This is a genomic window from Streptomyces sp. CNT372, from assembly GCF_000377145.1.
This window is the reverse complement of record NZ_KB897779.1, coordinates 81,815-107,594: the sequence shown is the minus strand read 5'-3', so window position 1 is coordinate 107,594 and position 25,780 is coordinate 81,815. Positions and strand designations below refer to the sequence as shown.

The 25,780-nt window shown below is 74.2% G+C and carries 23 protein-coding genes and 1 riboswitch; of the genes, 16 read left to right on the top strand and 7 right to left on the bottom strand.

Translation table 11 applies throughout. The annotated features are described in order from the left end of the window. The first annotated feature begins 81 nt into the window (after window positions 1–81). From C593_RS0108430 to C593_RS0108415, 4 genes are all read left to right on the top strand, one after another. Window positions 82–2,148: an N-6 DNA methylase gene (locus C593_RS0108430; protein ID WP_018846859.1), complete on the top strand. Its 2,067-nt coding sequence runs from the start codon at window positions 82–84 to the stop codon at window positions 2,146–2,148. A 143-nt stretch (window positions 2,149–2,291) separates the two neighbouring features. Then, window positions 2,292–3,026 carry a hypothetical protein gene (locus C593_RS0108425; protein WP_018846858.1) on the top strand — a complete coding sequence of 245 codons (735 nt, stop codon included), beginning with the start codon at window positions 2,292–2,294 and terminating at the stop codon, window positions 3,024–3,026. Next, window positions 3,023–4,531: a serine/threonine-protein kinase gene (locus C593_RS0108420; protein ID WP_018846857.1), complete on the top strand. Its 1,509-nt coding sequence runs from the start codon at window positions 3,023–3,025 to the stop codon at window positions 4,529–4,531. Before C593_RS0108425 ends, C593_RS0108420 begins: the two co-directional genes overlap by 4 nt. A gap of 190 nt (window positions 4,532–4,721) precedes the next feature. After that, complete coding sequence (locus C593_RS0108415; protein ID WP_018846856.1) at window positions 4,722–5,162, top strand: GtrA family protein; 441 nt, start codon at window positions 4,722–4,724, stop codon at window positions 5,160–5,162. Between the two features lie 95 nt (window positions 5,163–5,257). Here the strand turns inward: C593_RS0108415 and C593_RS0108410 are convergent, their stop codons facing one another. Continuing rightward, window positions 5,258–6,568 carry a polysialyltransferase family glycosyltransferase gene (locus C593_RS0108410; protein WP_018846855.1) on the bottom strand — a complete coding sequence of 437 codons (1,311 nt, stop codon included), beginning with the start codon at window positions 6,566–6,568 and terminating at the stop codon, window positions 5,258–5,260. Continuing rightward, entirely contained in the window at window positions 6,565–7,515 is a 951-nt protein-coding gene (locus tag C593_RS0108405) for a glycosyltransferase family 2 protein (protein ID WP_018846854.1), read from the bottom strand. The genes C593_RS0108410 and C593_RS0108405 overlap by 4 nt, the downstream gene beginning before the upstream one ends. A 242-nt stretch (window positions 7,516–7,757) precedes the next feature. Here C593_RS0108405 and C593_RS0108400 point away from each other — a divergent pair, with 242 nt between their 5' ends. Then, entirely contained in the window at window positions 7,758–8,405 is a 648-nt protein-coding gene (locus C593_RS0108400) for a SurA N-terminal domain-containing protein (RefSeq protein ID WP_018846853.1), read from the top strand. A 29-nt stretch (window positions 8,406–8,434) separates the two neighbouring features. After that, window positions 8,435–9,493 (top strand): nucleoside triphosphate pyrophosphohydrolase, encoded by a 1,059-nt coding sequence (locus C593_RS0108395; protein ID WP_018846852.1) that lies wholly within the window; start codon window positions 8,435–8,437, stop codon window positions 9,491–9,493. 55 nt (window positions 9,494–9,548) lie between these two features. On the opposite strand, the gene C593_RS0108390 is transcribed toward C593_RS0108395, so the two are convergent. Continuing rightward, the gene (locus C593_RS0108390; RefSeq protein ID WP_018846851.1) at window positions 9,549–10,202 is read right to left on the bottom strand and encodes a Uma2 family endonuclease; all 654 of its coding nucleotides are present in this window, start codon (window positions 10,200–10,202) and stop codon (window positions 9,549–9,551) included. A 107-nt stretch (window positions 10,203–10,309) separates the two neighbouring features. On the opposite strand from C593_RS0108390, the gene C593_RS0108385 reads away from it, so the two are divergent. The 7 genes from C593_RS0108385 to C593_RS0108355 all read left to right on the top strand — a co-directional run bounded on the left by C593_RS0108385 (window position 10,310) and on the right by C593_RS0108355 (window position 17,922). Beyond that, a complete protein-coding gene (locus C593_RS0108385; protein WP_018846850.1) occupies window positions 10,310–11,587 on the top strand; it encodes a cytochrome P450 in 1,278 nt (425 codons plus the stop codon). Between the two features lie 139 nt (window positions 11,588–11,726). Further along, window positions 11,727–12,749, top strand: coding sequence for a transglycosylase family protein (locus tag C593_RS0108380; protein ID WP_018846849.1), 1,023 nt, complete (start codon window positions 11,727–11,729; stop codon window positions 12,747–12,749). A gap of 274 nt (window positions 12,750–13,023) precedes the next feature. Further along, window positions 13,024–13,197: riboswitch (cyclic di-AMP (ydaO/yuaA leader) on the top strand. A 3-nt stretch (window positions 13,198–13,200) separates the two neighbouring features. Then, the gene (locus C593_RS0108375; protein ID WP_018846848.1) at window positions 13,201–13,881 is read left to right on the top strand and encodes a LysM peptidoglycan-binding domain-containing protein; all 681 of its coding nucleotides are present in this window, start codon (window positions 13,201–13,203) and stop codon (window positions 13,879–13,881) included. 413 nt (window positions 13,882–14,294) lie between these two features. Beyond that, window positions 14,295–15,581, top strand: coding sequence for a phosphopyruvate hydratase (gene eno / locus C593_RS0108370; protein ID WP_026277489.1), 1,287 nt, complete (start codon window positions 14,295–14,297; stop codon window positions 15,579–15,581). A 243-nt stretch (window positions 15,582–15,824) separates the two neighbouring features. Further along, on the top strand, window positions 15,825–16,298 hold the full coding sequence (locus tag C593_RS0108365; protein ID WP_018846846.1) for a septum formation initiator family protein: 474 nt from the start codon (window positions 15,825–15,827) through the stop codon (window positions 16,296–16,298). A 95-nt stretch (window positions 16,299–16,393) separates the two neighbouring features. Beyond that, window positions 16,394–16,981 carry a DUF501 domain-containing protein gene (locus C593_RS0108360; protein ID WP_018846845.1) on the top strand — a complete coding sequence of 196 codons (588 nt, stop codon included), beginning with the start codon at window positions 16,394–16,396 and terminating at the stop codon, window positions 16,979–16,981. 2 nt (window positions 16,982–16,983) lie between these two features. Then, window positions 16,984–17,922 carry a Ppx/GppA phosphatase family protein gene (locus tag C593_RS0108355; protein WP_026277488.1) on the top strand — a complete coding sequence of 313 codons (939 nt, stop codon included), beginning with the start codon at window positions 16,984–16,986 and terminating at the stop codon, window positions 17,920–17,922. Between the two features lie 37 nt (window positions 17,923–17,959). Here the strand turns inward: C593_RS0108355 and C593_RS0108350 are convergent, their stop codons facing one another. From C593_RS0108350 to C593_RS0108335, 4 genes are all read right to left on the bottom strand, one after another. Continuing rightward, window positions 17,960–18,229, bottom strand: a complete 270-nt coding sequence (locus C593_RS0108350; RefSeq protein WP_018846843.1) for a type II toxin-antitoxin system RelE family toxin — start codon at window positions 18,227–18,229, stop codon at window positions 17,960–17,962. Beyond that, window positions 18,226–18,498, bottom strand: coding sequence for a type II toxin-antitoxin system Phd/YefM family antitoxin (locus tag C593_RS0108345; protein WP_018846842.1), 273 nt, complete (start codon window positions 18,496–18,498; stop codon window positions 18,226–18,228). Before C593_RS0108345 ends, C593_RS0108350 begins: the two co-directional genes overlap by 4 nt. A gap of 148 nt (window positions 18,499–18,646) precedes the next feature. Beyond that, window positions 18,647–19,459 carry a VOC family protein gene (locus C593_RS0108340; protein ID WP_018846841.1) on the bottom strand — a complete coding sequence of 271 codons (813 nt, stop codon included), beginning with the start codon at window positions 19,457–19,459 and terminating at the stop codon, window positions 18,647–18,649. 322 nt (window positions 19,460–19,781) lie between these two features. Next, window positions 19,782–20,939, bottom strand: coding sequence for a S8 family peptidase (locus C593_RS0108335; protein WP_018846840.1), 1,158 nt, complete (start codon window positions 20,937–20,939; stop codon window positions 19,782–19,784). Window positions 20,940–21,342: 403 nt separating this feature from the next. Between C593_RS0108335 and C593_RS0108330 the strand changes: the two genes are divergently transcribed. From C593_RS0108330 to C593_RS0108320, 3 genes are all read left to right on the top strand, one after another. Next, window positions 21,343–22,353 (top strand): helix-turn-helix domain-containing protein, encoded by a 1,011-nt coding sequence (locus C593_RS0108330; RefSeq protein ID WP_018846839.1) that lies wholly within the window; start codon window positions 21,343–21,345, stop codon window positions 22,351–22,353. A 454-nt stretch (window positions 22,354–22,807) separates the two neighbouring features. After that, on the top strand, window positions 22,808–24,193 hold the full coding sequence (locus C593_RS0108325; protein ID WP_037745162.1) for an NAD(P)/FAD-dependent oxidoreductase: 1,386 nt from the start codon (window positions 22,808–22,810) through the stop codon (window positions 24,191–24,193). Between the two features lie 242 nt (window positions 24,194–24,435). Then, window positions 24,436–25,743 carry an SAM-dependent methyltransferase gene (locus tag C593_RS0108320; RefSeq protein WP_018846837.1) on the top strand — a complete coding sequence of 436 codons (1,308 nt, stop codon included), beginning with the start codon at window positions 24,436–24,438 and terminating at the stop codon, window positions 25,741–25,743. Window positions 25,744–25,780: the final 37 nt, after the last annotated feature.

Genomic DNA, 25,780 nt, shown 5'->3' with positions numbered 1-25,780 from the left:
TGAAGGATGGCGTCCCGTCGGGCCGCTAGGATCGCCATCACAGCAGCGACCACCTGTCGGCCCGTCGAGGGGGAAACTCGGATGCCGGAGAACGCAGCAGAGGTGACCGCCGCCGGGATCGCCCGCCTGGCAGGGGTCGGACGTGCCGCCGTGAGCAACTGGCGCCGCAGACACGCCGACTTCCCCCGACCCGTGGGCGGCACCGAGACCAGCCCCTCCTTCGCCCTGGCCGAGGTCGAGCGCTGGCTGCGCGAGCAGGGCAAGCTCGCCGAGGTGCCGCTGCGCGAGCGGGTGTGGCAGCACCTCGCCGCCCACCCCGCCGGCGCCGTCACCGCGCTGACGCAGGCCGGCTGCGCCCTCCTCGCCGTCCACGACCGGCCCGCCCGCTGGACCGCGGCCGCCGCCGTCCCCGACGAGCGGCTGGCCGCCGCGCTGCGGCCCGTCCTCGCCGAGACCCTGGCCGCCCGGTTCGGCGAACCGGGGCCCGTACCGGCCCCCGGCGCCGACGAACTGGCCTCCTCCACCGCCCTGCTGCGGGGCGTCGCCGAACTCGCGGCGGGGACCGGCGCCCGGGGGGCCTTCGAGTTCCTGCTCGGCCGCCATCTCGACGCCAACCCCCGGCAGTACACCCTCACCCCGCCCGGCCCCGCCGAACTGATGGCCGCCCTGGCCGGTGCGGGCGGCACCGTGCTCGACCCCGCCGCCGGTACCGGCGCCCTGCTGCGCGCCGCCGAGCGCCCAGCCGCCGTCCACGCCCAGGACGCCGACCCCGACCTCACCGCCCTCGCCGCCCTCCGCCTCGCCCTGCACGGCGACGCCCCCGTGCACGCCGCCGCCGGGGACTCCCTGCGCGCCGACGCCCACCCCGACCTCACGGCGGACGTGGTCCTGTGCCACCCGCCGTTCAACGAACGCCACTGGGGCCACGAGGAACTGGCCTACGACCCCCGCTGGGAGTACGGCCTCCCCGCCCGCACCGAGTCCGAACTCGCCTGGGTCCAGCACGCCCTGGCCCGGCTCCGCCCCGGTGGCACCGCCGTCCTGCTGATGCCCCCCGCCGCCGCCTCCCGCCGCTCCGGCCGCCGCGTCCGCGCCGGGCTGCTGCGCCGCGGCGCCCTGCGCGCCGTCGTCGCCCTGCCCGCGGGCGCCGCACCGCCCTACGGCATCCCCCTCCACCTCTGGGTCCTGCGCCGCCCGGCCCCCGGGGACCGGCCCGTCCCCGAACTCCTCGTCGTCGACACCGCGGCCGGCTCCGACGGCACCCCCGGCGCGGCCGGCGGCGGCCGGGACCGCATCGACTGGACCGCCCTGCGCACCACGGTCCTCGACGCGTGGCGCGCCGCCGACCGGCACGGCACCGTCGAGGAGGCCCCCGGAGTCAGCCGGTCCGTCCCCGTCATCGAACTGCTCGACGACGACGTGGACCTGGCCCCCGCCCGCCATCTGCCGCCCCCGGCGGCGGCCGGCGGCACCGCCGAACTCGTGCGGGTGCGCGAACACCTGACCCGCACCCTGGGCCGCGCCGCCGAACTGACCCCGCCGCCCGCACGGCCCGCCCCGCCCGGGGGCCCGCTCCCCTGGCCGTCCACCACGGTCGGCGAACTCGCCCGCGCCGGGGCCCTCGTGCTGCGGGCCGGCGGTCCGGGCACGGCCCCGCCCGGCGACGCCGTCCCCGTCCTCACCGAGCAGGACGTCCTGGCCGGCCGCGGACCGACCGGCACCCTGCCCGAGGGCGACGCCGAGGAGGAGGCCGTCCTGGTGGCGGCCGGTGACGTGATCGTGCCCGTACTCGGCGCCGGAACCCTCGTCCGGGTCGCCGACGGGACCCTCGCGGGAGCCGCCCTCGGCCGCAACCTCCAGCTCCTGCGACCCGACCCGGCGGCCCTGGACCCCTGGTTCCTCGCCGGCTTCCTGCGCGGCAGCACCAACCAGCGCCAGGCGAGCAGCTACGCCTCCACCGCCACCCGGCTCGACGTCCGCCGCCTCCAGCTGCCCCGGCTGCCCCTCGCCGACCAGCGGCGCTACGGCGAACGCTTCCGCGCGCTGGGCGAGTTCGAGGACGCGCTGCGCCTCGCGGGACGCCTCGGCGAGCAACTCGTCCAGGGCCTCTGCGACGGGCTGACGGACGGCCGCGTCCTCCCCGGGTGACCCGGGTCCGGCGTCCGTTCCGTACAACCCGCAGCCGCCCGGCGGTGTCGGTGTATACGCTTCACCCCGCCGACCGGTGTTCCCCGGCCCGGCGCACCGGTCCACCGCCACCACAGGCACCACAGGCACCCCAGGAGCAGGACATGCACGGCCCCGGCTACGCGCCGCCGCAGCCCCGGCGCCCCTCGACCGCGCTGCTCGTCGTCGTGCGCGTCGTCCTCGTGGCGCTGGCGCTGGTCAGCTTCGGGTTCCTGGCGTGGGGGGCGCTGCTGCGGCTGGCCGCCGTGCGCCGCCGCACCCTGGACTGGGTGCTGTTCACGGGGGCCCTGGTCCTCGCGGTGGTCGCGGTGGCGATGATCGGCGCGTTCGGGGCCCCGGCCGACGCGGACCCCAACGCGGTGGACTTCGTCTTCATCCTGCTGATGCTCGGTCTCGCGATCGGCGGCTCGGTGCACTATCTGGTCGCCGAGATCCGCCACTACCAGCCGCCGCGCCCGGTGGGCGGGTGGACGGGGCCCGCGCCGGCCGGTTCGCCGTACGGGCCGACGATCCCGACCCCCGGCCCGTTCACCCCCCGCACCCCCGGGTACGGCTACCCGGCGCCCTCGCCGCAGACACCGCACCCGCAGCGGCACACGCCCCCGCCGCAGCTCACCCCGCCCCCGGGCGGCACCCCCCGCCCCGGCACCGGCATACCCGGCCCCGCCCACACCCCCGGGACCCCGCACCCCGGCACCCCCGGGTCCGGGCCCGAGCGCCCCAAGGCCCGGATCGACCAGGTACGCGCCGAACTCGACGAGCTGAGCGACCTCCTGCGCGGCGGCGACCACCAGGACGGCCGGGACGGCGGGGCCCGCGACCGGGACGGCGGCCGGTGAGCGGGCGCGTCGTCGCCGGCCGCTACGAACTCTCGGCACTGATCGGCCAGGGCGGCATGGGCCAGGTCTGGGCCGCCTACGACCAGCGCCTCGACCGGCGCGTGGCCGTCAAGCTGCTGCGCCCCGACCACATGGCCGCCGCCACCGCCGCCGACGAGATGCGCCGCCGCTTCGTACGCGAGTGCCGGGTGACCGCCCAGGTCAGCCACCCCGGCCTGGTCACCGTGCACGACGCGGGCAGCGACGACGACGACCTGTACCTGGTGATGCAGTACGTCGACGGCGCCGACCTGGCCGACCACCTCGCCGAGCACGACCCCTACCCGTGGGAGTGGGCCGTCTCCGTCGCCGCCCAGCTGTGCGCGGTCCTCGGCGCCGTCCACGCGGTGCCGATCGTCCACCGGGACCTCAAGCCCCGCAACGTGATGGTGAAGCCGGACGGCACGGTCACCGTCCTCGACCTCGGCGTCGCCTCCGTCATCGACACCGACACCACCCGCCTCACCCACACCGGCTCCCCCATCGGCAGCCCCGCCTACATGGCCCCCGAGCAGGCGATGGGCGGCGCTGTCGGCCCCTACACCGACCTCTACGCCCTCGGCGTGGTGCTCCACGAACTCCTCAGCGGGAACGTGCCGTTCGCCGGGTCCACCGTCCTCGGCGTCCTCCACCGCCACCTCTACGAGCCCCCGGTGCCCGTGCGCCGGGCCCGCCCCGAGGTGCCCGAGGAGCTGGAGGCCCTGGTGCTGCGGCTGCTCGCCAAGGACCCGCAGCACCGCCCGTCCGGCGCGCAGGAGGTCTACGAGGCGCTGGCCCCGCTGCTGCCCGCGCGCGGCGCGCCCGCCGGACCGCTCGACCCCACCCGCCCCTTCCTGCGCCCCCACGCCCCCTGGCCGGACCGGGCGGGCGCCCCGCCGGCCCCGGCCGTGCCCCCGGTGCCGGCCGCCGCGCCCCGGCCCGATGTCGCCGCCGCCGTGGACGAGGTCAAGCGCCTGCTGGGCGAGGGCAGCATCACCCAGGCCGTGGACATCCTCGGACGCATCCTCCCGGCCGCCGCCGAGGAGCACGGCGAGCGCTCGCCCGTGGTCCGCATCCTGCGCAAGCAGTACGCGGCGACCCTGATGGACGACGGCCAGTACCGCCGCGCCCTGCCCGAGCTGCGCCGCCTCGCCGACGACCGCACCGCCGAGGCGGGCCCGGCCGACCCCCAGACCCTCCAGTACCGCCACGACGCCGCCCAGTGCCTGGAACAGCTCGGCGAACCGGCCGCCGCCCTCGCCGAGTTCCGGGCCGTGCTGCCGCACTACGAACGGACCGACCGGGACCGGGCCTTCCAGGTCCGCCACCGCATCGGACACCTGCTGCTCGCGGTCGGCGACCACACCGGCGCCTGGCACCAGTTCCAGTCCCTGCTCTACGACGCGGAACGGGCGTACGGGCCCTACCACCAGCTCCCGGTGGAGCTGCGGCGCGCGCTGGAGCGACAGCAGCGGTTCCGCCCCTGACACGGGCCGCCGGGCCCGGTGCGCGCCGGGCCCGGCGCGCGGATGTGCCACCCTTGCCCGTGGTGGAGACGACCGACGCCCGCCTCCCCCGCGTAAACGGCGCGAACGGCGCGAACGGCGCGCACGACGGATACGGCAGGGCAGTGCAGGCAACGGGCGCGCGGAACGGGCGCGAGGAACGGGCAGGGCGATGACCACACGCGGCCAGATCATCCGGTTCGTCGCGGTCGGCGCGGTGAACACCGGGGTGTACTACGGCCTCTACCGGGCGCTGCTGACGGTCCTGCCGTACGTGGCCGCGCACATCGCCGCGTTCACCCTCTCCATGGTGGTGTCCTTCTTCCTGACCTCGTACGTCACCTACCGCACCCGGCCCACCTGGCGGAAGTTCCTGCTGTTCCCGCTGAGCAACGCGGCGAACTTCGTGATCACGACCGCGGGCGTCTACCTCCTGGTGGACGTGCTCGGCCTGGCCAGCACCTACGCGCCGCTGCTCGCGGCGGCGGGCGCGATCCCGGTGACCTTCCTGGTCTCCCGCCTGATCATGCTCGGCCCGGCCACCCGCCGGACCGTGCCACCGCCCGCCCCCGCGCCGCCCGTCCCGGAGCCGGAGCGCACCCCGGTCGGCTGACGGCCGCGGCCCCGGGCCCCCGGCGCCACGGGCCCCGCTGTCTCCGGCCGCCACGGCCGCCGCCGCCCCCGGCCGCCGCCGCCCCCGGCGCGTGCTCAGCGCAGCCGGCGGGCCACCTTCCGTACCACCGGGTTGCTCCGCAGTGCCGCCCCGCGCACCGGCGCCGGTGCCCCCGGCAGGCTCAGCGCGGCGAGCCGCCGCCGCTTGAACCAGCGGGTCAGCCGCTCCTGGGGCAGCGAGGCCAGCAGCGCCGCCGCCTCCTCCCGCAGCCCCGGGTGGGCCTGCGACTGCATGCAGTACCCCACCGCGCGCACCAGCGCCCCCACGTCCGCCGTGAGGTCCACCGGCCGCCCGGCCCGCTCCGGGTCGCCCACCTCGGGCACCAGAGCGTCGACCAGCGTGAGCGGCACCCGGTTGCTGTTCTGGTACGGCGCGATCCGCTCCAGCAGCAGTTCGGTGCCCACCCGGGCCGCCGGGATGCCGTAGAACGCGGCCGCCGTGATCATCGCCGTGGAGAAGCAGCCCACCACCAGCTCGGGCCTGGCCCGCTCGTACAGGGTCTCCGCCAGCACCGGGGCGCGCAGCACGTGCAGGGAGACGTCCAGCTCCGCCGCCAGCTCCTCCAGCGCGCGGGTGGAGTCGGCCGGGGCACTGGGATGCGGTTTGAAGGTGACCGTGCGGTGGCCGAGGGCGGCGGCGCCGCGCAGCATCCGCAGATGCAGCGCCTCCTCCTCGTCCCGGGTGATCAGCTCCAGCGCGGACAGGTACTGACCCAGCAGCAGCGCCGTGGAGTGCTGTCCGCCGACTTCGGCCGCCGCGCCGATCCCGGCGAGCACCGCCCGGAACTCCGCGTCCGGGACGGCGACCGGCGCCACGCCGTACTCCGCCAGCAGCAGCGGCCGCAGCCCGGGCACCAGATCGAGGTGGATCAGCCGCCGGACCCGGCTGCTCAGCGGCAGCGGAAGGTGGTTGCGGGTCGGGCCGTAGCTCATCAGCCCGTCCGCGTACACGTCGACCGGGCTGTCCGCGAAGATCGTGGCGATCGCCCGGGAGGGGTTGGCCTGGATGGACTCGCAGGCGATCTCCACCCGTTCGTCCCCGAGGTCCCAGGCGAGCCGCAGGCTCCGCTCCCACAGGACCGCGTCCTGGGCGCGCGGCGACCAGCCGGCCGGGTGGTGCGGCCGGATCGTCGAGTTCCAGGAGCGGACCTCGTCGAACTCCCCGCGCAGGGCGTCGAATCCGGACATCCGGTCCAGCGGGACGCCCACCTCGGGGGCGGCCGAGGTGTCGCTCACCAGCAGAATCCGGCGCTTGCCCGGGCGCGGTCCGAAGAGCCCGGCGCGCAGCGCGGCGGTGACGGTGGCCGCGGCGTACTGGGTCGCGGCGCAGAAGATCTGGACGGTCATGCCGCGGCCTTCCGGACGAGGGCGCGCCGTTCGTCGTCGAGCCCGGTCAGGGCCCGCTCCAGTTCGGCGGCGGGGATCCGCCGGAGGGCGCCGGCGGTGCGGGTCATCAGTTCACGGGCGACCGGGCGGCTGAAGCGGCGCCGGTCGCGGAGCTGGTGGGCGATCACGGCGCAGTAGCTGCGGACCGCCTTGGGCAGCAGAGCCTCATGTTCCGGGTCGTCCGCGAGTTCGTCCAGGACCTGGTCGAAGGCGCGGACGAAGTCGAGCTGGCGCACGTCCCCGATCTGGGTGAGGGAGGTCGCCACCCCGCGCCGGTAGAAGATCCGGTGCTGGGAGACCACGGCGTACGACTCGGCCCTGCGGTGCAACTGCCAGATCCAGGGCCGGTCCTCCGCCGTGCGCAGTCCGTCGGTGAAGCGCAGCAGACCCCGGTCGAGAAGGCGCGCGTCGTAGATCCCGGCCCAGGCGTACGGGTAGTCGACCATGCTCGACTCGTCGACGGGGAGGATCGAGGAACGCGGGTCGAGGGGCACGTCCCGGCGGCCCTCGGGGGCGCGCTGGAGGGTGCGCCGGGTGCCGGTCGCCTGGACGTGGTCGGTGCGCACGAAGTCGACGCCGAGCCGGCCGATCGCCTCGACCAGCGCGGCGAGGTGGCCCGGGCCCAGCCAGTCGTCCCCGTCGAGGAAGGTCAGATACCGCCCTCTCGCCCGGTCGATGCCGGTGTTGCGGGCCGAGGCGAGGCCCCGGTTCTCGTCGTGGCGGACGACGGTGCTGTGCGGGAGCCGGGCGGTGAGCGCGGTCAGGGCCTCGAAGGTGTCGTCGGTGGAGCGGTCCTCGACGAACACGAACTCGAAGTCCTCGCGCGCGTTGTTCACCAGGCCCGCCACGGTCTCGGCGACGTACGCCGAGATGTTGTAGCAGGGGACGATGACGGAGAGCGTGGTCACCGGGCGAGGGTAGGGCGGCCCGGGGGAGGGGCCGCTGACGCGGGCGTGAGCGGCGGGTGAACGCCGGATGAGCGTCGGGGTACCGGCTCCCGGGACGCGCCGCGCGGGGTGCGCGGGGCACCGCATCCGTAGCCCTCGGCGAATCGTTTGGCGAACCAGTGGCCTGCGCCACTCCGACTGCCTACCATCGATCACCGCAAGGCTTTGTGCTCCGATGCACAAACTCTCCCCGGGAGGCTCCTTTGCACCGCCGCCGTCGCACCGCGCTCACCCTCACCGCGGCCCTCGCCGCCGCCGTCCCCCTCCTCTCCGCCTGCGGGAACGAGGCCCACCCCGGCGCCGCCGCCGTCGTGGGCGGGGAGCGGATCGAGGTGTCCACCGTGCAGGCGCAGGTGCGGGACGTACGCGACGCTCAGCAGTCCTCCGCGCAGGCGGCCCAGCTCATCAAGGACACCGGGCAGCTCGGCCGGGCCAAGCTGTACGACCTGATCGTGGACCGGGTGGTCACGAAGGCCGCCGACGACGCCGGGGTGACGGTGACCCGCAAGGAGGTCCAGGAGGCCCGGGCCGCCCTCGCCGGGCAGTCCGGCGGCGAGGAGCAGCTCGCCGAGCTGTACCTCCAGCAGCGCGGGGTCGCCCCCGACCAGCTGGACGACGTGATCCGCCGGGACGTCCTGGTGGGCAAGCTGGCCGAGTCCCTGGGCGCGGCCAACACCCCCGAGGGCCAGCAGGAGATGAACGAGGCGTTCACCGCCGCCGCGAGGTCCCTCGACATCGACGTCAACCCGCGCTTCGGCGCCTGGAACGACGCCAAGCTGGAGCTCGGCGCCTACCGGGCCCCCTGGATCACCCAGGTCACCAAGGAGCCGGAGCCCGCGACCGGGGCCTGAGGCACGCGGGGCCGAGGTAGGTTCGACGGATGACCGAGGAAGCCTCCGCCCCCTCCGCCTCCGCACCGGCGTCCGCCTCCGCATCGCCGTCGGCCTCCGCATCGCCGTCGCCCTCCGCCGGCCGGCTCGTCCTGCTCACCGCGAGCCACCGGGTGGCCCCCGGGCTGCTGTCCTGGCCCGCCTGGCAGGCCCTGCACACGGCGGACCTGGTGCTCTGTGCCGACGCGGCCCACCCCCAGCTGCCGTATCTGCGGGAGGCGGGCGTCGCGGTGGAGCACGGGGTGCCCGGCGCGGAGGAGCTGGTGGCCGCGTGCGCGGGCGGGCGGACGGTGGTCGTGGTCACCTCGGGCACGGGGGACCAGCCGCTGACCGACGGGCTGGCCCGCCTCGGCGGCTCGGGCCGGGTGGCGATGCCGGAGCTGGAGCTGCTGCCCGGCTCCTACGACCTGCCGGGCGCCCGGCTGCTGGACCTGGTCGAGGTCATGGACCGGGTCCGGCGCGAGTGCCCGTGGACCTCGCGGCAGACGCACCGGGGCCTGGCGAAGTACGGCATCGAGGAGGCGTACGAACTCGTCGAGGCCATCGAGGACGGCGACCGCACCGAGCTGCGCGAGGAGCTGGGGGACGTCCTCCTCCAGGTGGTCTTCCACGCCCGGATCGCGGAGGAGGACGAGGAGGAGCCGTTCTCGGTGGACGACGTGGCCGCGACGATCGTCGAGAAGCTGATCCACCGGCATCCGCACGTCTTCGGCGACGAGAGTGCCGAGACCCCGGAGGACGTGCACGCGCACTGGCTGCGCACCAAGGCGATCGAGAAGCAGCGCGCCTCGGTCACCGACGGCGTCCCGCTGGGCCAGCCCGGCCTGGCCCTCGCCGCGAAACTCGCCTCCCGCGTCCGCGCGGCGGATCTCCCCGTGGACCTTCCGGCGGGCGAGGGCATCGGCTACGACCTGCTCCGCCTCGCGGTCCGCGCCGAGGCCGACGGCACCGACCCGGAGGCCGCCCTCCGCGCGGCGGCCCGCGCCTACCGCGACGCGATCCGCACGGCCGAGTCCGCCGCGGGGCCGGAGGCCCCCGGCCCCGCCTGAGCGCAGCCCGGCGGGGCCGCCGGCTGCCGCCGCCCGGGGAGCGGGACCTCGCCGGTCAGTCCTGCGCCGGGCCCCGGCGCCGGTCCATCGAGGTCAGGTCGATGTCGAGGGGGTAGGGGACCTCGGCCTTGAGCCGGCTGTGGTGGATGCCGGTGACGGCGTAGGTGCCGGTGGCGGGGTCGAGTTCGTAGACGTAGACGACCGGTGCGTCGCCGTTCTTCTCCACCCGCCAGAAGTGGCGGATGCCGGCGGCGGCGTACTTGCGGGGCTTCAGCTCGCGGTCCCGGTGGACGGACTCCTCGGAGACGATCTCGACGGCGAGCAGGATGTCCTCGGGGGCGTACCAGGTCTGCTCGGGGCCGGTCCGCGCGCTCCAGGGGACCACCATGAGGTCGGGCTCGGGGCGGTCGCGCTCGCCGAGCTTCGTCGTCATCTCCCGGACCACGTACAGATGCTCCGGTGCCTGCCGCACCAGCGCGTTCTCCAGCAGGCGCAGCACGGCCATGTGGAAGAAGGTCTGCGGACTCGCGAAGAACAGGCCCCCGTCGATCAGCTCGGTGTGCGGAGGGAGGCCCTTGATCCGGTCGAGGTCGTCCGCCGTCCACCCGCCGCGCGGCGGCACCGGGAAGACGTACTGCTCCCCGGCGGACTCCTTCCGGCCCTCCCGGTCGTCCTGCTCGTCCCGGCGGTCCTCGGCTGCGGCACTCATCAGCGTTCCCATGCGACGGAGTCTGGCGCGTACCGTCAGCCTGGCCAGGGGGAATGCCGGGACGTCCGCCGGACGAGTGATCACGGCGGGGGCGCTACCGTCGTCGCATGCACGACCAGCCGCCCGTCACCCCGCCCGTCCCCGTCGCGCCCGCGCTGTTCACCTGGGAGTTCGCGACGGATCCCTATCCCGCCTACGCGTGGCTGCGGGAGCACGCGCCGGTGCACCGGACGGAGCTGCCGTCCGGGGTGGAGGCGTGGCTGGTGACGCGCTACGGGGACGCGCGGCAGGCGCTCGCGGACCAGCGGCTGTCCAAGAACCCCGCGCACCATGCCGAGCCCGCGCACGCCAAGGGGAAGACGGGGATCCCGGGGGAGCGCAAGGCGGAGCTGATGACGCATCTGCTGAACATCGACCCGCCGGACCACACCCGGCTGCGCCGGCTGGTGGCGAAGGCGTTCACCCCGCGCCGGGTCGCCGCGTTCGCGCCCCGGGTGCAGGAGCTGACGGACCGGCTCATCGACGCCTTCGCCGGGCGCGGGGAGGCGGACCTCATCCATGAGTTCGCGTTCCCGCTTCCCATCTACGCCATCTGCGACCTGCTCGGCGTCCCGCGCGAGGACCAGGACGACTTCCGGGACTGGGCGGGCATGATGATCCGACACGGCGGCGGCCCGCGCGGCGGGGTGGCCCGCTCGGTGAAGAAGATGCGCGGCTATCTCGCCGAACTCATCCACCGCAAGCGGGAGTCGCTGGGGGAGGAAGAGGAGGACGACCTCATCTCCGGCCTCATCCGCGCCTCCGACCACGGGGAGCACCTCACCGAGAACGAGGCCGCCGCGATGGCGTTCATCCTTCTCTTCGCCGGGTTCGAGACCACGGTCAACCTCATCGGCAACGGTGTCCACACCCTGCTGAACCAACCCGCGCAGCGGGCCCGGCTCCAGGCGTCGCTGGCGGCGGGGGAGGAGGGGCTGCTGGCGACCGGGGTGGAGGAACTCCTGCGCTACGACGGGCCGGTGGAGATGGCGACCTGGCGGTTCGCCACCGAGCCGCTGACCCTGGGCGGGCAGCGCATCGCGGCCGGCGACCCGGTGCTCGTGGTGCTCGCGGCCGCCGACCGGGACCCCGCGCGATTCGCCGAGCCGGACACCCTCGATCTGTCCCGCCGGGACAACCAGCATCTGGGGTACGGGCACGGCATCCACTACTGCCTGGGCGCCCCGCTCGCCCGCCTGGAGGGGCAGACCGCGCTGGCGACACTGCTGACCCGGCTGCCCGATCTGCGCCTTGCGGGTGATCCGGGTGATTTGCGGTGGCGTGGGGGGCTCATCATGCGCGGATTGCGCACTCTGCCCGTTGAGTTCACGCCCCAAACAAACTGACGGTTCGTCAATTCTGTGACTTTCACGTGATCTGCGCTGCATCGACTTGTGACTCACGTTCGAATGCGACTACGTTCACCCCCACCCGGAGACCTCACGAGGTCACACGGGTCCCCGTAGTCACGCGAAAGGCAACTGCATGCTCTCCGGGAACGGACGCCACCGCCGCCCCCGTCAGGCACCGGCCATCGTCGTCGCGGCGGGGGTGACCGGATCGGCCATCGCCATCCCGCTGCTCGGCGCGGGCTCCGCGTCCGCTGCCGACGCCGCCACCTGGGACCGGGTCTCCGAGTGCGAGTCCGGCGGCAACTGGACGATCGACACCGGTAACGGCTACTACGGCGGCCTCCAGCTCTCCCAGGAGAACTGGGAGGACTTCGGCGGCACCGCCTACGCGGAGCGTGCCGATCTGGCCAGCCGGTCCCAGCAGATCGCCGTCGCCGAGAAGGTGCTGCAGGCGCAGGGGCCCGAGGCGTGGCAGGCGTGCGCGGTGGTGGGTGGCCTGACGGCGGACGGGGACGCCGACCCGGGTGTCCAGCCCGGCGACCTGCTCCCCTCCGAGCCCGCCCCCTCCGCCACCCCGGACGCGGACAACGGCGCCGGCTCCGACGCGACGGACGGCGACTTGGCGAAGAGCGGCCCGGCCGGCGAGACCGGCGGCACCGACGGCACCGGCTCCGGTGGGACGGGCGGTGGGACGGGCGCGCCCGAGGGCGGCGCTCCGGACGCCACGGACAAGAAGGAGGGGGAGCCCGCCAAGGAGGTGGACCCCTCCGCCGACGCGGACGCCGACGGCTCCGTCGTCCCCGAGGGCGAGCGGTCCGTGCCCGAGGGCACCGGCAAGCACCGCGGCACCCCGGCCCCCGAGGGGACCGAGCCCCCGGCCTCGGAAGCCACGGATCAGGACAATGCGGACGTATCCCGCGAGAACGGCCACCATGCCTCACGAGGTGACGGATCGGCACGTGACGGCGTGACCGAGGCCGCACCCGAGGGCACTTACACGGTCCAGGACGGCGACAGCCTCTGGACGATCGCCGCCGACCGGGAGGTCCCGGGTGGCTGGGCGGCTCTCTACGCCGCGAACGAGACGACCGTGGGCGACGACCCGGACCTCATCCTCCCCGGTCAGAGCCTCGATCTCGGCCTGGAGCAGGAGTAGTTCGCCCTGTCGTTTCGTCGGGTAATGTCCGTTCTGTGCAAGTGAGACAAGGGTCTCTTTGCCGCAACTGGCCCCTTTCGCCCGCCGATTTCGGTCATCTCGACCGCGACCTGCGGAAACAGCCTGCATTCGCCCGGCGGTTCGTCCGTTTTCTCCCCGATGTTCTTCTTTGAACATCGGGGAGACGTGTGTTTACGGTCGGAACCGCTCACCACCGGTGGGCACCGCTGACCGTCACGCCGAATCCTGCCGTCGGTCGGGGGGAACAGTCGTCGCTGGAACAGCGCCGTAGGCAGGAGCGGGGGACCCAGGTAAGTGCCGGTCCCGGCCGCCCGCGAGGGAGGGCCGAGAACGGCTTGGGGTGAAGCCGCGCACCACGAGTGCGCGGCCGGGCACCTTTCCGGCCCGAACCCGACAGCTCACCTCGTAGGCGTCGGTGAGGAGACGATTCATGCTGCGTTCCGGCATCGCCAAGCACCGCCGTCCGTCGAAGATGACCCGTGTCGCCGCCCTCGTGGGCATCACCGGTGCGGCGGTCGCCGCCCCGCTGATCGGCGCGACCTCCGCCTCCGCCGCCACGGCCTCCGAGTGGGACGCCGTCGCCCAGTGCGAGTCCGGCGGCAACTGGTCCATCAACACCGGCAACGGCTACTACGGCGGTCTGCAGTTCTCCGCCTCCACCTGGGCCGCGTACGGCGGCACCGCGTACGCCGCCACCGCCGACCAGGCCTCCAAGTCCCAGCAGATCGCCGTGGCCGAGAAGGTCCTGGCGGGCCAGGGCAAGGGCGCCTGGCCGAGCTGCGGCGTCAACCTGTCCAGCACCCCGTACGGCGGCGGCGCCGCCGAGCAGCCGAAGGAGCGCGCCGAGGCCCCGACCACCCGCTCCGAGCGGTCCGAGGCCCCGAAGAAGTCCGCCCCGGCCGCCCCGAAGACCGAGTCCGCGCCGAAGGGCGGGGCCAAGGGCTTCAAGAAGGGCGACGGCGAGTACAAGGTCAAGCCCGGCGACACCCTCAGCAGGATCGCCGAGGCCGAGAAGGTCGACGGCGGCTGGAAGAAGCTGTTCGAGCTCAACAAGGACATCCTGGAGAGCGCCGACATGATCCACCCCGGTCAGCAGCTCCACCTGAGCTGACCCCTCCCTCCCGTCACCGGGCGGACTTCCCCCCACCCGCCCCGACGGGCACCGGCTACCCCGGTCCGGCGTGCCTTCCCCCGTACACGCCGGGCCGGGGTTCCGTCCGTCCGGGCGCCGGGGCCGCCCGCCCGCCGAGCCCTCAGGGGCCTTCGGCTGTCCCGGCCGCCCCCTGGGTGCCCGGCCGCCCCCGGAGGTCCGGCAACCGGCTCCGGGACGGCCGCCGGTCCGCCGCCGGACCGGTCCCCGGGCGCGGAGGCTGGGGTTCCACCCCTTTCTCCGCTGTTGATGTCCTTTTCCGTCCCAGGGAGCGGGCATCGGGGGGCCTTTCCCTCCGGTGCGGTTAGGCTCTTGCCGCAAGGCCAAGCAGACCTCTGCACCTATTTCGCGTCACATCCCAGAAGGAGATGCTCGTGCCGTCCATCGACGTCGTCGTAGCCCGGGAAATCCTGGACTCCCGAGGCAACCCCACGGTCGAGGTCGAGGTCGGCCTCGACGACGGCAGCACCGGTCGTGCTGCCGTTCCGTCCGGCGCCTCCACCGGTGCGTTCGAGGCCCTGGAGCTCCGCGACGGGGACCAGAACCGCTACCAGGGCAAGGGCGTCGAGAAGGCCGTCCTCGCCGTCATCGAGCAGATCGGCCCGGAGCTCGTCGGCTACGACGCCACCGAGCAGCGCCTGATCGACCAGGCGATGTTCGACCTGGACGCCACCCCGGACAAGTCCTCCCTCGGCGCCAACGCCATCCTCGGCGTCTCCCTCGCCGTCGCGCACGCCGCCTCCGAGGCGTCCGACCTGCCGCTCTTCCGCTACCTCGGCGGCCCGAACGCGCACCTGCTGCCCGTCCCGATGATGAACATCCTGAACGGCGGCTCGCACGCCGACTCCAACGTGGACATCCAGGAGTTCATGATCGCGCCGATCGGCGCCGAGTCCTTCTCCGAGGCCCTGCGCTGGGGCACCGAGGTCTACCACACCCTCAAGAAGGTGCTGAAGACCAAGGGCCTGTCCACCGGCCTCGGCGACGAGGGCGGTTTCGCGCCGAACCTCGACTCCAACCGCGCCGCCCTCGACCTCATCATCGAGGCGATCAAGGAGGCCGGTTACGCCCCCGGCAAGGACATCGCGCTGGCGCTCGACGTCGCCGCCTCCGAGTTCTACAAGGACGGCGTCTACGAGTTCGAGGGCAAGTCCCGCTCGGCCGCCGAGATGACCGAGTACTACGAGGAGCTGGCCGCCGCGTACCCGCTGGTCTCCATCGAGGACCCGCTGTTCGAGGACGACTGGGCCGGCTGGAAGGTCCTCACCGACCGCCTCGGCTCCAAGGTCCAGATCGTCGGCGACGACCTCTTCGTCACCAACCCGGAGCGCCTGGCCCGCGGCATCGAGGACGGCGCCGCCAACGCCCTGCTCGTCAAGGTCAACCAGATCGGCTCGCTGACCGAGACCCTGGACGCCGTCGAGCTGGCCCAGCGCAACGGCTTCAAGTGCATGATGTCCCACCGCTCCGGCGAGACCGAGGACGTCACCATCGCGGACCTGGCCGTCGCCACCAACTGCGGCCAGATCAAGACCGGCGCCCCGGCCCGCTCCGAGCGCGTCGCCAAGTACAACCAGCTCCTGCGCATCGAGGAGATCCTGGACGACGCGGCGGTGTACGCCGGCCGTTCGGCGTTCCCCCGCTTCCGCTTCGAGGGCTGACACGCACAGCATCTACGAGGGCTGACGCGCACAGCCGTCGCGCGGGCTGACGCGTACAGCCGCGAAGCCGACCGACGCGCACGGTCGCCACGAGGGCTGACGCTCTCCGGTGGGCACCACCGCCCCGCGCGGGCGGTGGGACCCCGCCTCCGTACGTCCCCGGCTCCGGTCCCGTACCGTGTCCGGGGACGTACGCGTGTGCAGCGGCGCGCGCGAGGAGCGGGAAGTCGGGGAGGCGAACCCATGGGGCGCAGGCCGGAGCCGGACCGGTTCTCCACCGCGACCAGGCTGCGGCTGCTCGGGGAGCAGACCGCGGCCCGCGTCTACCGCTCCCAGAGCCGCCGCCAGGACCGCCGCTCCCGGCTCACCGGCCGGGCCGCGTTCCTCGCGCTCGTCGTCTGCTCACTGGTCGTCGCCCTCGCCTACCCGATGCGGCAGTACGTCTCCCAGCGCGCGGAGATCGCCGAGCAGGAGCGCCTGATGGAGGAGGCACGCCGGCAGGTCGCGCACCTGCGGGACGAGAAGGCCCGCCTCCAGGACGACGCCTACGTCCGGCGCCTCGCCCGTGAGCACCTGCACTACCTGCTCCCCGGCGAGACCGGCTACACCGTGATCGACCCCGAGGCGGCCGAGGAGCGCCGCCGCGACCCGGGGGCGGGCGACCGCCCCTGGTACTCCAACGTCTTCAACGGCGTCGACAACGCCGACCGCCCCTAGCGCGCGGCACGCCGACACCGCCGCCGCCCGGCCGCCACCGCGCGGGCGGCCCGCCCACCAGCCCATTCACCAGCGGACACAGCAGCAAGGCAGGCATGGAAACCCCTCCTCCCACCACCGAGCACACCGCGCCGAGCGACGCGGACGTCATCGCGTTCGAGCAGCAGCTCGGCCGGCCGCCCCGCGGACTGCGGGCGATCGCCCACCGCTGCCCCTGCGGGCAGCCGGACGTCGTCGAGACGGCCCCCCGCCTGCCCGACGGCACCCCCTTCCCGACGCTGTACTACCTGACCTGCCCGCGCGCCGCCTCCGCGATCGGCACGCTGGAGGCCGACGGCGTCATGAAGGAGATGCAGGCGCGGCTCGCCACCGACCCGGAGCTGGCCGCCGCCTACCGCTCGGCGCACGAGGACTACATCGCCCGCCGGGACGCGATCGAGGTGCTTCAGGGCTTCCCCAGCGCGGGCGGTATGCCCGACCGGGTGAAGTGCCTCCATGTCCTGGTCGGCCACTCGCTGGCCGCCGGCCCCGGGGTGAACCCCTTCGGCGACGAGGCCCTGGCGATGCTCCCCGAGTGGTGGCGCAAGGGTCCGTGCGTCACGGGCTGCGCGCCGGAGCCCGGCGACGGGGACGCTCCGGAGGGTGCCCCCGGCGACGCCCGGGACCAGGGGGCGGGCGCGTGAGCGTGACCCGGGTCGCCGCTGTGGACTGCGGCACCAACTCCATCCGCCTGCTCGTCGCCGACGTGGACACCGCCACCGGCCGGCTGACCGACCTCGACCGGCGGATGACCATCGTCCGCCTGGGCCAGGACGTCGACCGCACCGGCCGGCTCGCCCCCGAGGCGCTGGAGCGCACCTTCGCCGCCTGCCGCGAGTACGCCGGGGTGATCAAGGAGCTGGGCGCCGAGACCGTCCGGTTCGTCGCCACCTCCGCCTCCCGTGACGCCGAGAACCGTGCGGAGTTCGTCGCCGGGGTCCTGGACATCCTGGGCACCGAGCCGGAGGTGATCACCGGGGACCAGGAGGCCGAGTTCTCCTTCACCGGCGCCACCCGCTCCCTCACCGGCCGCACCGACCTGGCGAAGCCGTACCTGGTCGTGGACATCGGCGGCGGCTCCACCGAGTTCGTCGTCGGCGAGGACCACGCCCGGGCCGCCCGCTCCGTGGACATCGGCTGCGTCCGCCTCACCGAGCGGCACGCGCCGTCCAGCCCGGCGACCGAGGCGCAGATCACGGCGATCCGCGCCGACATCGAGTCGGCCCTCGACCTCGCGGCCGAGGCCGTCCCGCTGACGGAGGCGCGCACCCTGGTCGGCCTCGCCGGCTCGGTGACGACGGTCGCCGGGATCGCCCTGGGCCTCGACGCGTACGACTCCGAGGCCATCCACCACGCGCGGATCTCCTACGAGGAGGTCGCCCGGGTCACCGCGACGCTGCTGAGCGCGACCCACGACGAGCGTGCCGCGATCGGCGTGATGCACCCCGGCCGGGTGGACGTGATCCAGGCCGGGGCACTGGTGCTGCGGACGGTCATGGAGCGGGTGGGGGCCCGGGAGGTCGTGGTCAGCGAGCACGACATCCTCGACGGCATCGCCTATTACGCGGCGAGCGAGGCACGTTGAGGGGCGGTGCCCGGCGACGCGGATGCCGGGCGGGGCGTCACAGGCCCCGGTAGACGTCCTGCCGGTCGCCCACCTTGACGACCAGGACGACGATTTCGCCGTCGTTGATCTGGTAGGCGATCCGGTAGCTGCCGACCCGGAGCCGGCAGAGATCGGACGGGCCGGTGAGCTTCCTGACGTCGGCGTCCTGGCGGTACGGGTCCTCACCGAGTGCGGTCAGTGCGGTCAGGATGCGCATGGCGTCGGGTCGGCTGATGGCCCGGAGCTGCCGCTGCGCCGCCGAGGTGAACCGGAAGGCGTACTTCACGCCGCCTCGCCGTCCTGCTCGGTGAACAGGTCCGCCAGCAGTTCCGCCATGGTCACGGTGGCGCCGCCTTCGGCCAGCACCGCTTCGGCCTCTCGCGCCAGCATCACGTCGGCTGCTTCCTCCAGTGCTTCGAAGTCCGAGATCGGCACCACGGCCGCCACTGGGGCGCCATTGCGCGTGATGACGGTCGGGACGCCTTCCTCTGCCCGGTTGATGTGGTCGGCGAGGTGCGCGCGGGCTTCCCGTACGGTCACGGTGTTCTCAGTCATGAGGCCAGTGTACGCGTTAATGTGTACACCTAGGTTTCTGCCGAGGCGCGTTCGTGAGCGATGCCCGACGGCATCGCCTACAAGGCCGCCGAGGGCTGGAGCTGAACCAGGCGCACTGGCGCGCGGACGGGCCGGCGGGGTTCCGTGGTCAGCCCGCCGGCTCCTCCGGCTTGAGGACGACGAACTCCGCGCCCGCCGGGTCCGTGCACACCGCCAGGCGGCCGACGCCCTCCGCGTCCTCGGGCCCCATGGAGAGGGAACCGCCGCTCTCCCGGACCCTGGCCACGGTCGCGTCGCAGTCCTCGGTGACGAAGACCGGGTGCCAGTAGGGCCGGTTCTCGCCCGAGGCGAACAGCTCCGGGGTGCCCATCACCCCGCCGAACATGCGCTCCTCCGGCTGCCCCGCGGGCGTCACCATCGTGTACGTCCCGCCGCCGCCGGGGAGTTCCATGTCCTGGCCGGTCCAGCCGAAGACCTCGCCGTAGAAGCGCTGCGCGGCGGGCGAGTCGGTGGTCATCAACTCGATCCAGCCGAGGGTGCCGGGGCCGTCGACGGCCTGGAACCCGGCGAAGCCGCCCGGCTCCCACACGGCGAACTGCGCGCCCTGCGGGTCGGTGAGCTGCGCGAGCCGGCCGAACTCGGTGTCGCCCCACGGCTCGCCGCGCACCGAACCGCCCGCCCGCTCGACGGCGCGTACGGTGTCGTCGAGGGCCGGGGTGTGGAAGTACGCGGTCCAGGCCGACTTGGCGCCCTCCTCGGTGAGCTTGCCGACCGCCGCGACGACCTTGCCGTCCCGCTCGAAGAGCCGGTAGTCGCCGTCGCCCCCACCCTCGTCCCCGCCGCCCGCGGCCTTGGCCGTCCACCCGAACACGGAACCGTAGAAGTCCGCGGCGGCGCCGACGTCCGGCGCGCCCAGGTCGAGCCAGCAGGGGGAACCGGGTACGAAGTCCGTGGTGATCATGGTTGCCGTCGCTTTCCGGGAGAGGAGCGGTGGGGGCGGGGGCCCGCGCCGCTCGGGGGCGGGGCACTCCCCTTCCCAGCCTGGCACCGCGCGCCGGAACCCGCGCGCCGACGGGCCGGCGCGCCCGCCCCGGGCGGGACGCCCACGACGGACGCCCGGCCGGTCGCTTCGGACCGGCCGGGCGGTTTCCGGCTTCCCCCGTGCCCCTCCTCGGCGCCGGATCGGGAGTGGATCGCGGCCCCGGGGGGCGTCCCCGGGGCTTGGTGCTTGTGGTGCTTGGGGCGTGAGGACGCCGGGTCAGGGCGTCAGGGCGTCAGAGGCGTCAGAGGGTCGACTTGAACAGCAGCCGGTTCGGGGTGCCGCTGACGTTGCCGCCGATGACGTTGGCGGTCGCGTTGGAGATCAGCCAGTTGTTCACGGTGGCGCTGGACGCGTCCCCGTTCGCCGACTTGTAGAGCGCGGCCACGCCCGAGACGTGCGGCGAGGCCATCGAGGTGCCGCTCATCGAGGTGGAGCCGCCGCCGGCCCGGGCCGAGGTGACGCTCACGCCGGGGGCGTAGATGTCGGCGCAGTTGCCCCAGTTGCTGAAGCCCGCCTTGCGGTCGGAGGAGTCGGACGCGGCGACCGTGATGGTCCCGGCGGCGCTGGCGGGCGAGTAGTTGCACGCGTTCCGGTTGTCGTTGCCCGCCGCCACGGCCAGGTGGACACCGGAGTTGGCCAGGCTGGTGGCAGCGTTGTTCAGCGCCTGCGAATAGCCGCCGCCGAGGGAGGCGTTGGCGACGGCGGGCTTCACGGCGTTCTGCCGTACCCAGTCGAAGCCGGCGATGATGCCCGAGAAGGAGCCGGAGCCCTGGCAGTTGAGCACCCGGACACCGCGGAGCTGGACGCCCTTGGCCACGCCGTAGGTGCTGCCGCCGACCGTGCCGGCGACATGGGTGCCGTGGCCGTTGCAGTCCTGGCCGTTGCCCCCGAAGGCGTCGAAGACGTTGCGGGCCCGGCCGCCGAAGTCGGCGTGCGCGGTGTCGATCCCGCTGTCGATGATGTACGCGGTGACGCCGGAACCGTTGCGGTTGTACGTGTACGAGCCGTCCCGGCCGGTGCGCTGGTCGATGCGGTCCAGGCCCCAGGGGGCGTTGTACTGGGTGGCGACGGAGGCGACCTTCTGGTCCTCCTCTATGGACACCACACGGGAGTCGGCCCGCACCCGGGCGAGCTGGGCGGCCGTCAGGTCGGCGGCGAAGCCGTTGACGACCTCCTCGTAGACGTGCAGGGCGGTGAGCGACCGCGCCTTCAGCACGGCCGCCGGGTCGGCGTCCTCGGCGAGCGTGACGATGTAGCGGCCCTTGATCTCCTGGGCGGCCGGGGCGTCGGCGACCGCGACGAGCGGGGTGGGCTCGGCGGCGGAGGCGGCGGATCCGAGTGCCGGGGTCAGGGCCAGCGGCATGGCCAGGACGAGGGCACCGAGGTGGGTTCTGCGCATGGAGAAGCTGACACCTTTCGTGGGACCGGCCACGGGGACGCCGGGCCGGCGAGTGGGGGAGCGCACGCCCCGCGGGCAGAACGGTGGGTGGCCGCCTGCCGGAGAGGCGGGGCGTGGCGCGGAAGGTGGAACAGCACGCTGTGCGGTGGTACGAGGCCCCTCGCGAGGGGGCGGCACCGGCCGCGGGGACGGGGTCTCCGCCCGGCGGCTCGGGTGCGTCGACCGGTACGAGGCGCCAACTTAGCGCCGCCTGAGCCCCGTTGACCACGGCCGTTTCGGGCATGGCCCCAACCGGTCACGAGGGCGGGCCGGGGACCCGCGCGAAGGGGCCGGGCCCGCGAGGCCCGGGCGTGCGAGGGCCGGGCCCTGGTCGGGGGCGGCGGGGACGCCTAGGGTCGGCGGCATGCCGGTCACGCAGCGGGACGAACCCGGTGGGGACGACCGGGCCCCGCGGCCCGGTCCGTACGGCTGCGACGGGGCCGGGCAGGTGCCGCCCGAGGTGCGGCGGTGGCTGGCCGAGCGGCGGCTGATCGCCGGTCCGGACGACGGCGGCCCCGCCGGCGACCGCGTCGGCGCGCCGGAGCGCGCCCTGCACGAGCTGCTCGCCGGGCAGCGCGCCCAGCTCGGCGCCCTGCACCGCAACCTCGACGCCCTCGGCGACGTCCTGCGGCTCCTGCCCGATCTGCGGCAGGCCGGCCGGGAGACCCTGGAGGCGGAGTTCTTCGCGGATCGCGCCCGGCTGCGCAGCCGGATGGAGGACCTGGACGCGCTGTGCCGGAACGAGATCCTCGCCATGCGCTCGTCGTTCGCCGCCCCCGAGGTGCTGGACGCGGACCTCCCCCAGGACCTGCGCATGCTGGAGCGCGGGGTCTCCATGCTGCTGCTGGTGTCCACCCGGGCCGCCCGCCTCACCGGAGCGGCCCGCTATCTCTCCGTCCTGCTGGAACACGGCGCGCGGATACGTCTCGCCCCCACCGTCCCGCTCCATCTGAACGTCGTGGACCGGGCGGTCACCGTGCTTGCCCTGGGCCCCGCCCGGCCGCGCGGGGAGCAGGCGGAGGACGTGATCCTGCACGGCGCCCGCCTCGCCGGTTGCTTCGCGCAGGTCTTCGACCACCACTGGAGCACCGCCCGGCCCTACGAGCCGCACACCGCCCACGGCCGTGGTGCCCGGGCGTCCGCCGGCTCCGCCGGTCGCGCCGGCTCCGCCGGTCCCGCCGAGGAGTGGACGCCCCGGGAGCGCGAGGTGCTGGCCCTGCTGGCGGCCGGCGCCAAGGACGAGGCCATCGCCCGGCGGCTCGGCTGCTCGGAGCGGACCCTGCGCCGGCTGCTCACCGGGCTGGTCGCCAGGCTGGGGGCCGAGAGCCGCTTCGCCGCCGGGGTCCGGGCCGCCCGCCTCGGCCTGGTCGACTGAGCCCTCCGCACCGGGCCCGGGAAGCCCCGGGGCACGGTCCGCGCAGCCCTCGGAACACGGCCCGCGCAGCTCCCGGAACACGACCCGTGGAGCCCCCGGGCACGCCCTCGGAAGAAAGTTCGTGAAGTTCTTCACAAGGAATTCGGTCCCGACGGGCCCTTCCGGCCCTTGAAATCCCCTCCGCAGCCGCCCGTTGGGCTTCGGAAGGCGGGGCGCGTGCGGGCGGGGAGCCTTCCGCGCACCCCCGTCAGGGCCCCGCCAGAAGCGGACGCGGCCGCGCCCACGGCCCTTCGGTCCAGCTCACGCGGGGTGCACAACGTGTCATGCCCCCTCCGGGTTCCCTCCCGGCACCATGACCTGGGTCACGTGGGCGGCGGAGTGTAGCAGAGCACACCGGCAACCTTGTGAAGGGGCTCACGAAGGGGGGTGCCGGGGTGGGTGGATACTCGATGGCATGAGCACCACGGAGCGTCCCCGGATCCTCGTTGTAGGCGGTGGGTACGTAGGCCTGTACGCGGCACGTCGCATCCTGAAGAAGATGCGGTACGGCGAGGCGACCGTCACGGTCGTCGACCCGCGCTCGTACATGACGTACCAGCCCTTCCTCCCCGAAGCTGCCGCCGGCAGCATCTCGCCTCGGCATGTCGTCGTCCCGCTGCGACGCGTGCTGCCCAAGGCTGAGGTCCTCACCGGTCGCGTCACGACCATCGACCAGGACCGCAAGGTCGCGACGATCGCCCCGCTGGTCGGTGAGGCGTACGAGCTGCCCTTCGACTACCTGGTGATCGCGCTCGGCGCCGTCTCCCGTACCTTCCCCATCCCCGGCCTCGCCGAGCAGGGCATCGGTATGAAGGGCATCGAGGAGGCCATCGGCCTGCGCAACCACGTCCTGGAGCAGCTCGACAAGGCCGACTCGACGACCGACGAGGAGGTCCGCCGCAAGGCGCTCACCTTCGTCTTCGTCGGTGGCGGCTTCGCCGGCGCCGAGACGATCGGCGAGGTGGAGGACCTGGCCCGCGACGCGGCCAAGTACTACGGCAACGTCAAGCGCGAGGACATGCGCTTCATCCTCGTCGACGCCGCCGACAAGATCCTTCCCGAGGTCGGCCCGAAGCTGGGCGCGTACGGCAAGGAGCACCTGGAGGGCCGCGGGGTCGAGGTCTACCTCTCGACGTCCATGGACTCCTGCGTCGACGGCCACGTGGTGCTGAAGAACGGCCTGGAGGTCGACTCCAACACCATCGTGTGGACCGCCGGTGTGAAGCCGAACCCGGCCCTGGCCCGCTTCGGCCTGCCGCTCGGCCCCCGCGGTCACGTCGACTGCAACGAGAAGCTCCAGGTCAACGGCACCGACTACATCTGGGCCGCGGGCGACAACGCCCAGGTCCCGGACATGGCCGCCCGTGCCGCCGGTGTCGAGAACGCCTGGTGCCCGCCGAACGCCCAGCACGCGCTGCGTCAGGCGAAGGTCCTCGGCGACAACGTCATCTCCGGGATGCGCGGCTTCCCGCAGGAGACGTACAAGCACGCCAACAAGGGTGCGGTCGCCGGTCTCGGCCTGCACAAGGGCGTCGCGATGATCGTCATGGGCAAGATGAAGATCAAGCTCAAGGGCCGTCTCGCCTGGTACATGCACCGTGGCTACCACGGTCTGGCCATGCCGACCTGGAACCGCAAGATCCGCGTCTTCGCGGACTGGACCCTCGGCATGTTCCTCAAGCGCGAGGTCGTCTCCCTCGGTGCGATGGAGACCCCGCGCGAGGAGTTCTACGAGGCGGCCAAGCCGGCCCCGGCGCCCGCCGCCGTGAAGCCGGAGGCCGAGAAGGCCAAGGCCTCGTAGGACCCCGCACAGCCCCGAAGGGGCCGCCTGCCATCCGTGGTGCAGGCGGCCCCTTCGGCGTTCCCGGCCCCGGCCACCGTGCGGACCCTCACCGGGAAGCGTCCCCGCGGCCCGTTTCGCGGGGACGCTTCCCGTCGTACGCACCGTCGCCGGGAAGCCCCCCGACCGGTCACCCTGTTGTCGGTAGTGAGCGTTTCGTGAGCAAGCATCGCGTGGGATCCAGCGTCACGGAGGTGTGTGCCATGGCCGGTGCCGCAGTGCGGCTGACCACTCTTGCCGAGGAACTGCTGGGGACGCCGTTCCCGGTCCGCGTCCGGGCCTGGGACGGCAGCGAGGCCGGCCCGCCGGCCGGCGGCCCCGTCCTCGTCGTCCGCCACCGCCGTGCGCTGCGGCGGCTGCTCTGGCGCCCCGGCGAGCTGGGACTCGCCCGCGCCTGGGTCGCCGGGGACCTCGACGTCGACGGCGACCTCTACGCCCTTCTCGGCCATCTCGCCGGGACCCTGTGGGACCGGGAGCCGGACGCGCCGGCCGTGCACCCCCTGCGGGACCCCCGGACCCGCGCCGCGGCCCGCGAACTGCTGCGCCTCGGGGGCCCGCTGCCCCCGCCCCCGCCGCCCCCCGAGGAGTCGCGCCGGCGGTCCGGGCCCCTGCACACCCGCCGCCGGGACCGCGCGGCCGTCAGCCACCACTACGACGTGGGCAACGCCTTCTACGAGCTGGTCCTCGGCCCGTCGATGGTCTATTCGTGCGCCTACTGGGACGCGCCGGACGGCACCCTGGAGGACGCCCAGCGGGACAAGCTCGACCTGGTCTGCCGCAAGCTCGCCCTGCGCCCGGACGACCGGCTGCTGGACGTCGGCTGCGGCTGGGGCTCGATGGCCCTGCACGCGGCCCGCGCGTACGGCGCCCGCGTCACCGGCGTCACCCTCTCCCGGGAGCAGGCCGCCTACGCCCGCAAGCGGATCGCCGAGGAGGGCCTGACCGACCGCGTGGAGATCCGGGTGCAGGACTACCGGGACGTCCGGGACGGCCCGTACGAGGCGATCTCCTCCGTCGGCATGGCCGAGCACGTCGGGGAGGTCCGCTTCGGTGAGTACGCCCGGCAGCTGCACTCCCTGCTCGCGCCGGGCGGCCGGCTGCTCAACCACCAGATCGCGCGCCGCCCCGAGCCCGACGAGCCCGCCTACCGTCTCGACGACTTCATCGACCGCTACGTCTTCCCCGACGGCGAACTCCTCCCGCTGGGCCGCACGGTGGCCGGGCTGGAGGAGGCGGGCCTCGAAGTCCGTGACGTGGAGGCGATCCGCGAGCACTACGCCCGCACCCTGCGCGCCTGGGTCGCCAACCTGGAGTCCTCCTGGGACGCGGCGGTCCGCACCACCAGCCCCGGGCGGGCCCGGGTATGGCGGCTCTACATGGCCGCCTGCGCCCTCGCGTTCGAACGCAACCGCATCGGCGTCAACCAGGTCGTGGCCGTCCGCCCCCTCCCCGGGGGCACCTCCGGCCTGCCACCCCGCACCCGCGCCTGGACGGCCGACGGCTCCGCCTGAGCCCCGGGCCCGGGGTGCGCGCCACCCGGGCCCTCGA

What these genes read in the sequence shown, in the direction of transcription:
- C593_RS0108430 (WP_018846859.1), top strand. Translation starts at nt 82, where the DNA reads ATGCCGGAGAACGCAGCAGAGGTGACCGCCGCCGGGATCGCCCGCCTG.
- C593_RS0108425 (WP_018846858.1), top strand. Translation starts at nt 2,292, where the DNA reads ATGCACGGCCCCGGCTACGCGCCGCCGCAGCCCCGGCGCCCCTCGACC.
- C593_RS0108415 (WP_018846856.1), top strand. Translation starts at nt 4,722, where the DNA reads ATGACCACACGCGGCCAGATCATCCGGTTCGTCGCGGTCGGCGCGGTG.
- C593_RS0108410 (WP_018846855.1), bottom strand. Translation starts at nt 6,568, where the DNA reads ATGACCGTCCAGATCTTCTGCGCCGCGACCCAGTACGCCGCGGCCACC.
- C593_RS0108395 (WP_018846852.1), top strand. Translation starts at nt 8,435, where the DNA reads ATGACCGAGGAAGCCTCCGCCCCCTCCGCCTCCGCACCGGCGTCCGCC.
- C593_RS0108390 (WP_018846851.1), bottom strand. Translation starts at nt 10,202, where the DNA reads ATGAGTGCCGCAGCCGAGGACCGCCGGGACGAGCAGGACGACCGGGAG.
- C593_RS0108385 (WP_018846850.1), top strand. Translation starts at nt 10,310, where the DNA reads ATGCACGACCAGCCGCCCGTCACCCCGCCCGTCCCCGTCGCGCCCGCG.
- C593_RS0108380 (WP_018846849.1), top strand. Translation starts at nt 11,727, where the DNA reads ATGCTCTCCGGGAACGGACGCCACCGCCGCCCCCGTCAGGCACCGGCC.
- C593_RS0108375 (WP_018846848.1), top strand. Translation starts at nt 13,201, where the DNA reads ATGCTGCGTTCCGGCATCGCCAAGCACCGCCGTCCGTCGAAGATGACC.
- C593_RS0108365 (WP_018846846.1), top strand. Translation starts at nt 15,825, where the DNA reads ATGGGGCGCAGGCCGGAGCCGGACCGGTTCTCCACCGCGACCAGGCTG.
- C593_RS0108360 (WP_018846845.1), top strand. Translation starts at nt 16,394, where the DNA reads ATGGAAACCCCTCCTCCCACCACCGAGCACACCGCGCCGAGCGACGCG.
- C593_RS0108345 (WP_018846842.1), bottom strand. Translation starts at nt 18,498, where the DNA reads ATGACTGAGAACACCGTGACCGTACGGGAAGCCCGCGCGCACCTCGCC.
- C593_RS0108340 (WP_018846841.1), bottom strand. Translation starts at nt 19,459, where the DNA reads ATGATCACCACGGACTTCGTACCCGGTTCCCCCTGCTGGCTCGACCTG.
- C593_RS0108335 (WP_018846840.1), bottom strand. Translation starts at nt 20,939, where the DNA reads ATGCGCAGAACCCACCTCGGTGCCCTCGTCCTGGCCATGCCGCTGGCC.
- C593_RS0108330 (WP_018846839.1), top strand. Translation starts at nt 21,343, where the DNA reads ATGCCGGTCACGCAGCGGGACGAACCCGGTGGGGACGACCGGGCCCCG.
- C593_RS0108325 (WP_037745162.1), top strand. Translation starts at nt 22,808, where the DNA reads ATGAGCACCACGGAGCGTCCCCGGATCCTCGTTGTAGGCGGTGGGTAC.
- C593_RS0108320 (WP_018846837.1), top strand. Translation starts at nt 24,436, where the DNA reads ATGGCCGGTGCCGCAGTGCGGCTGACCACTCTTGCCGAGGAACTGCTG.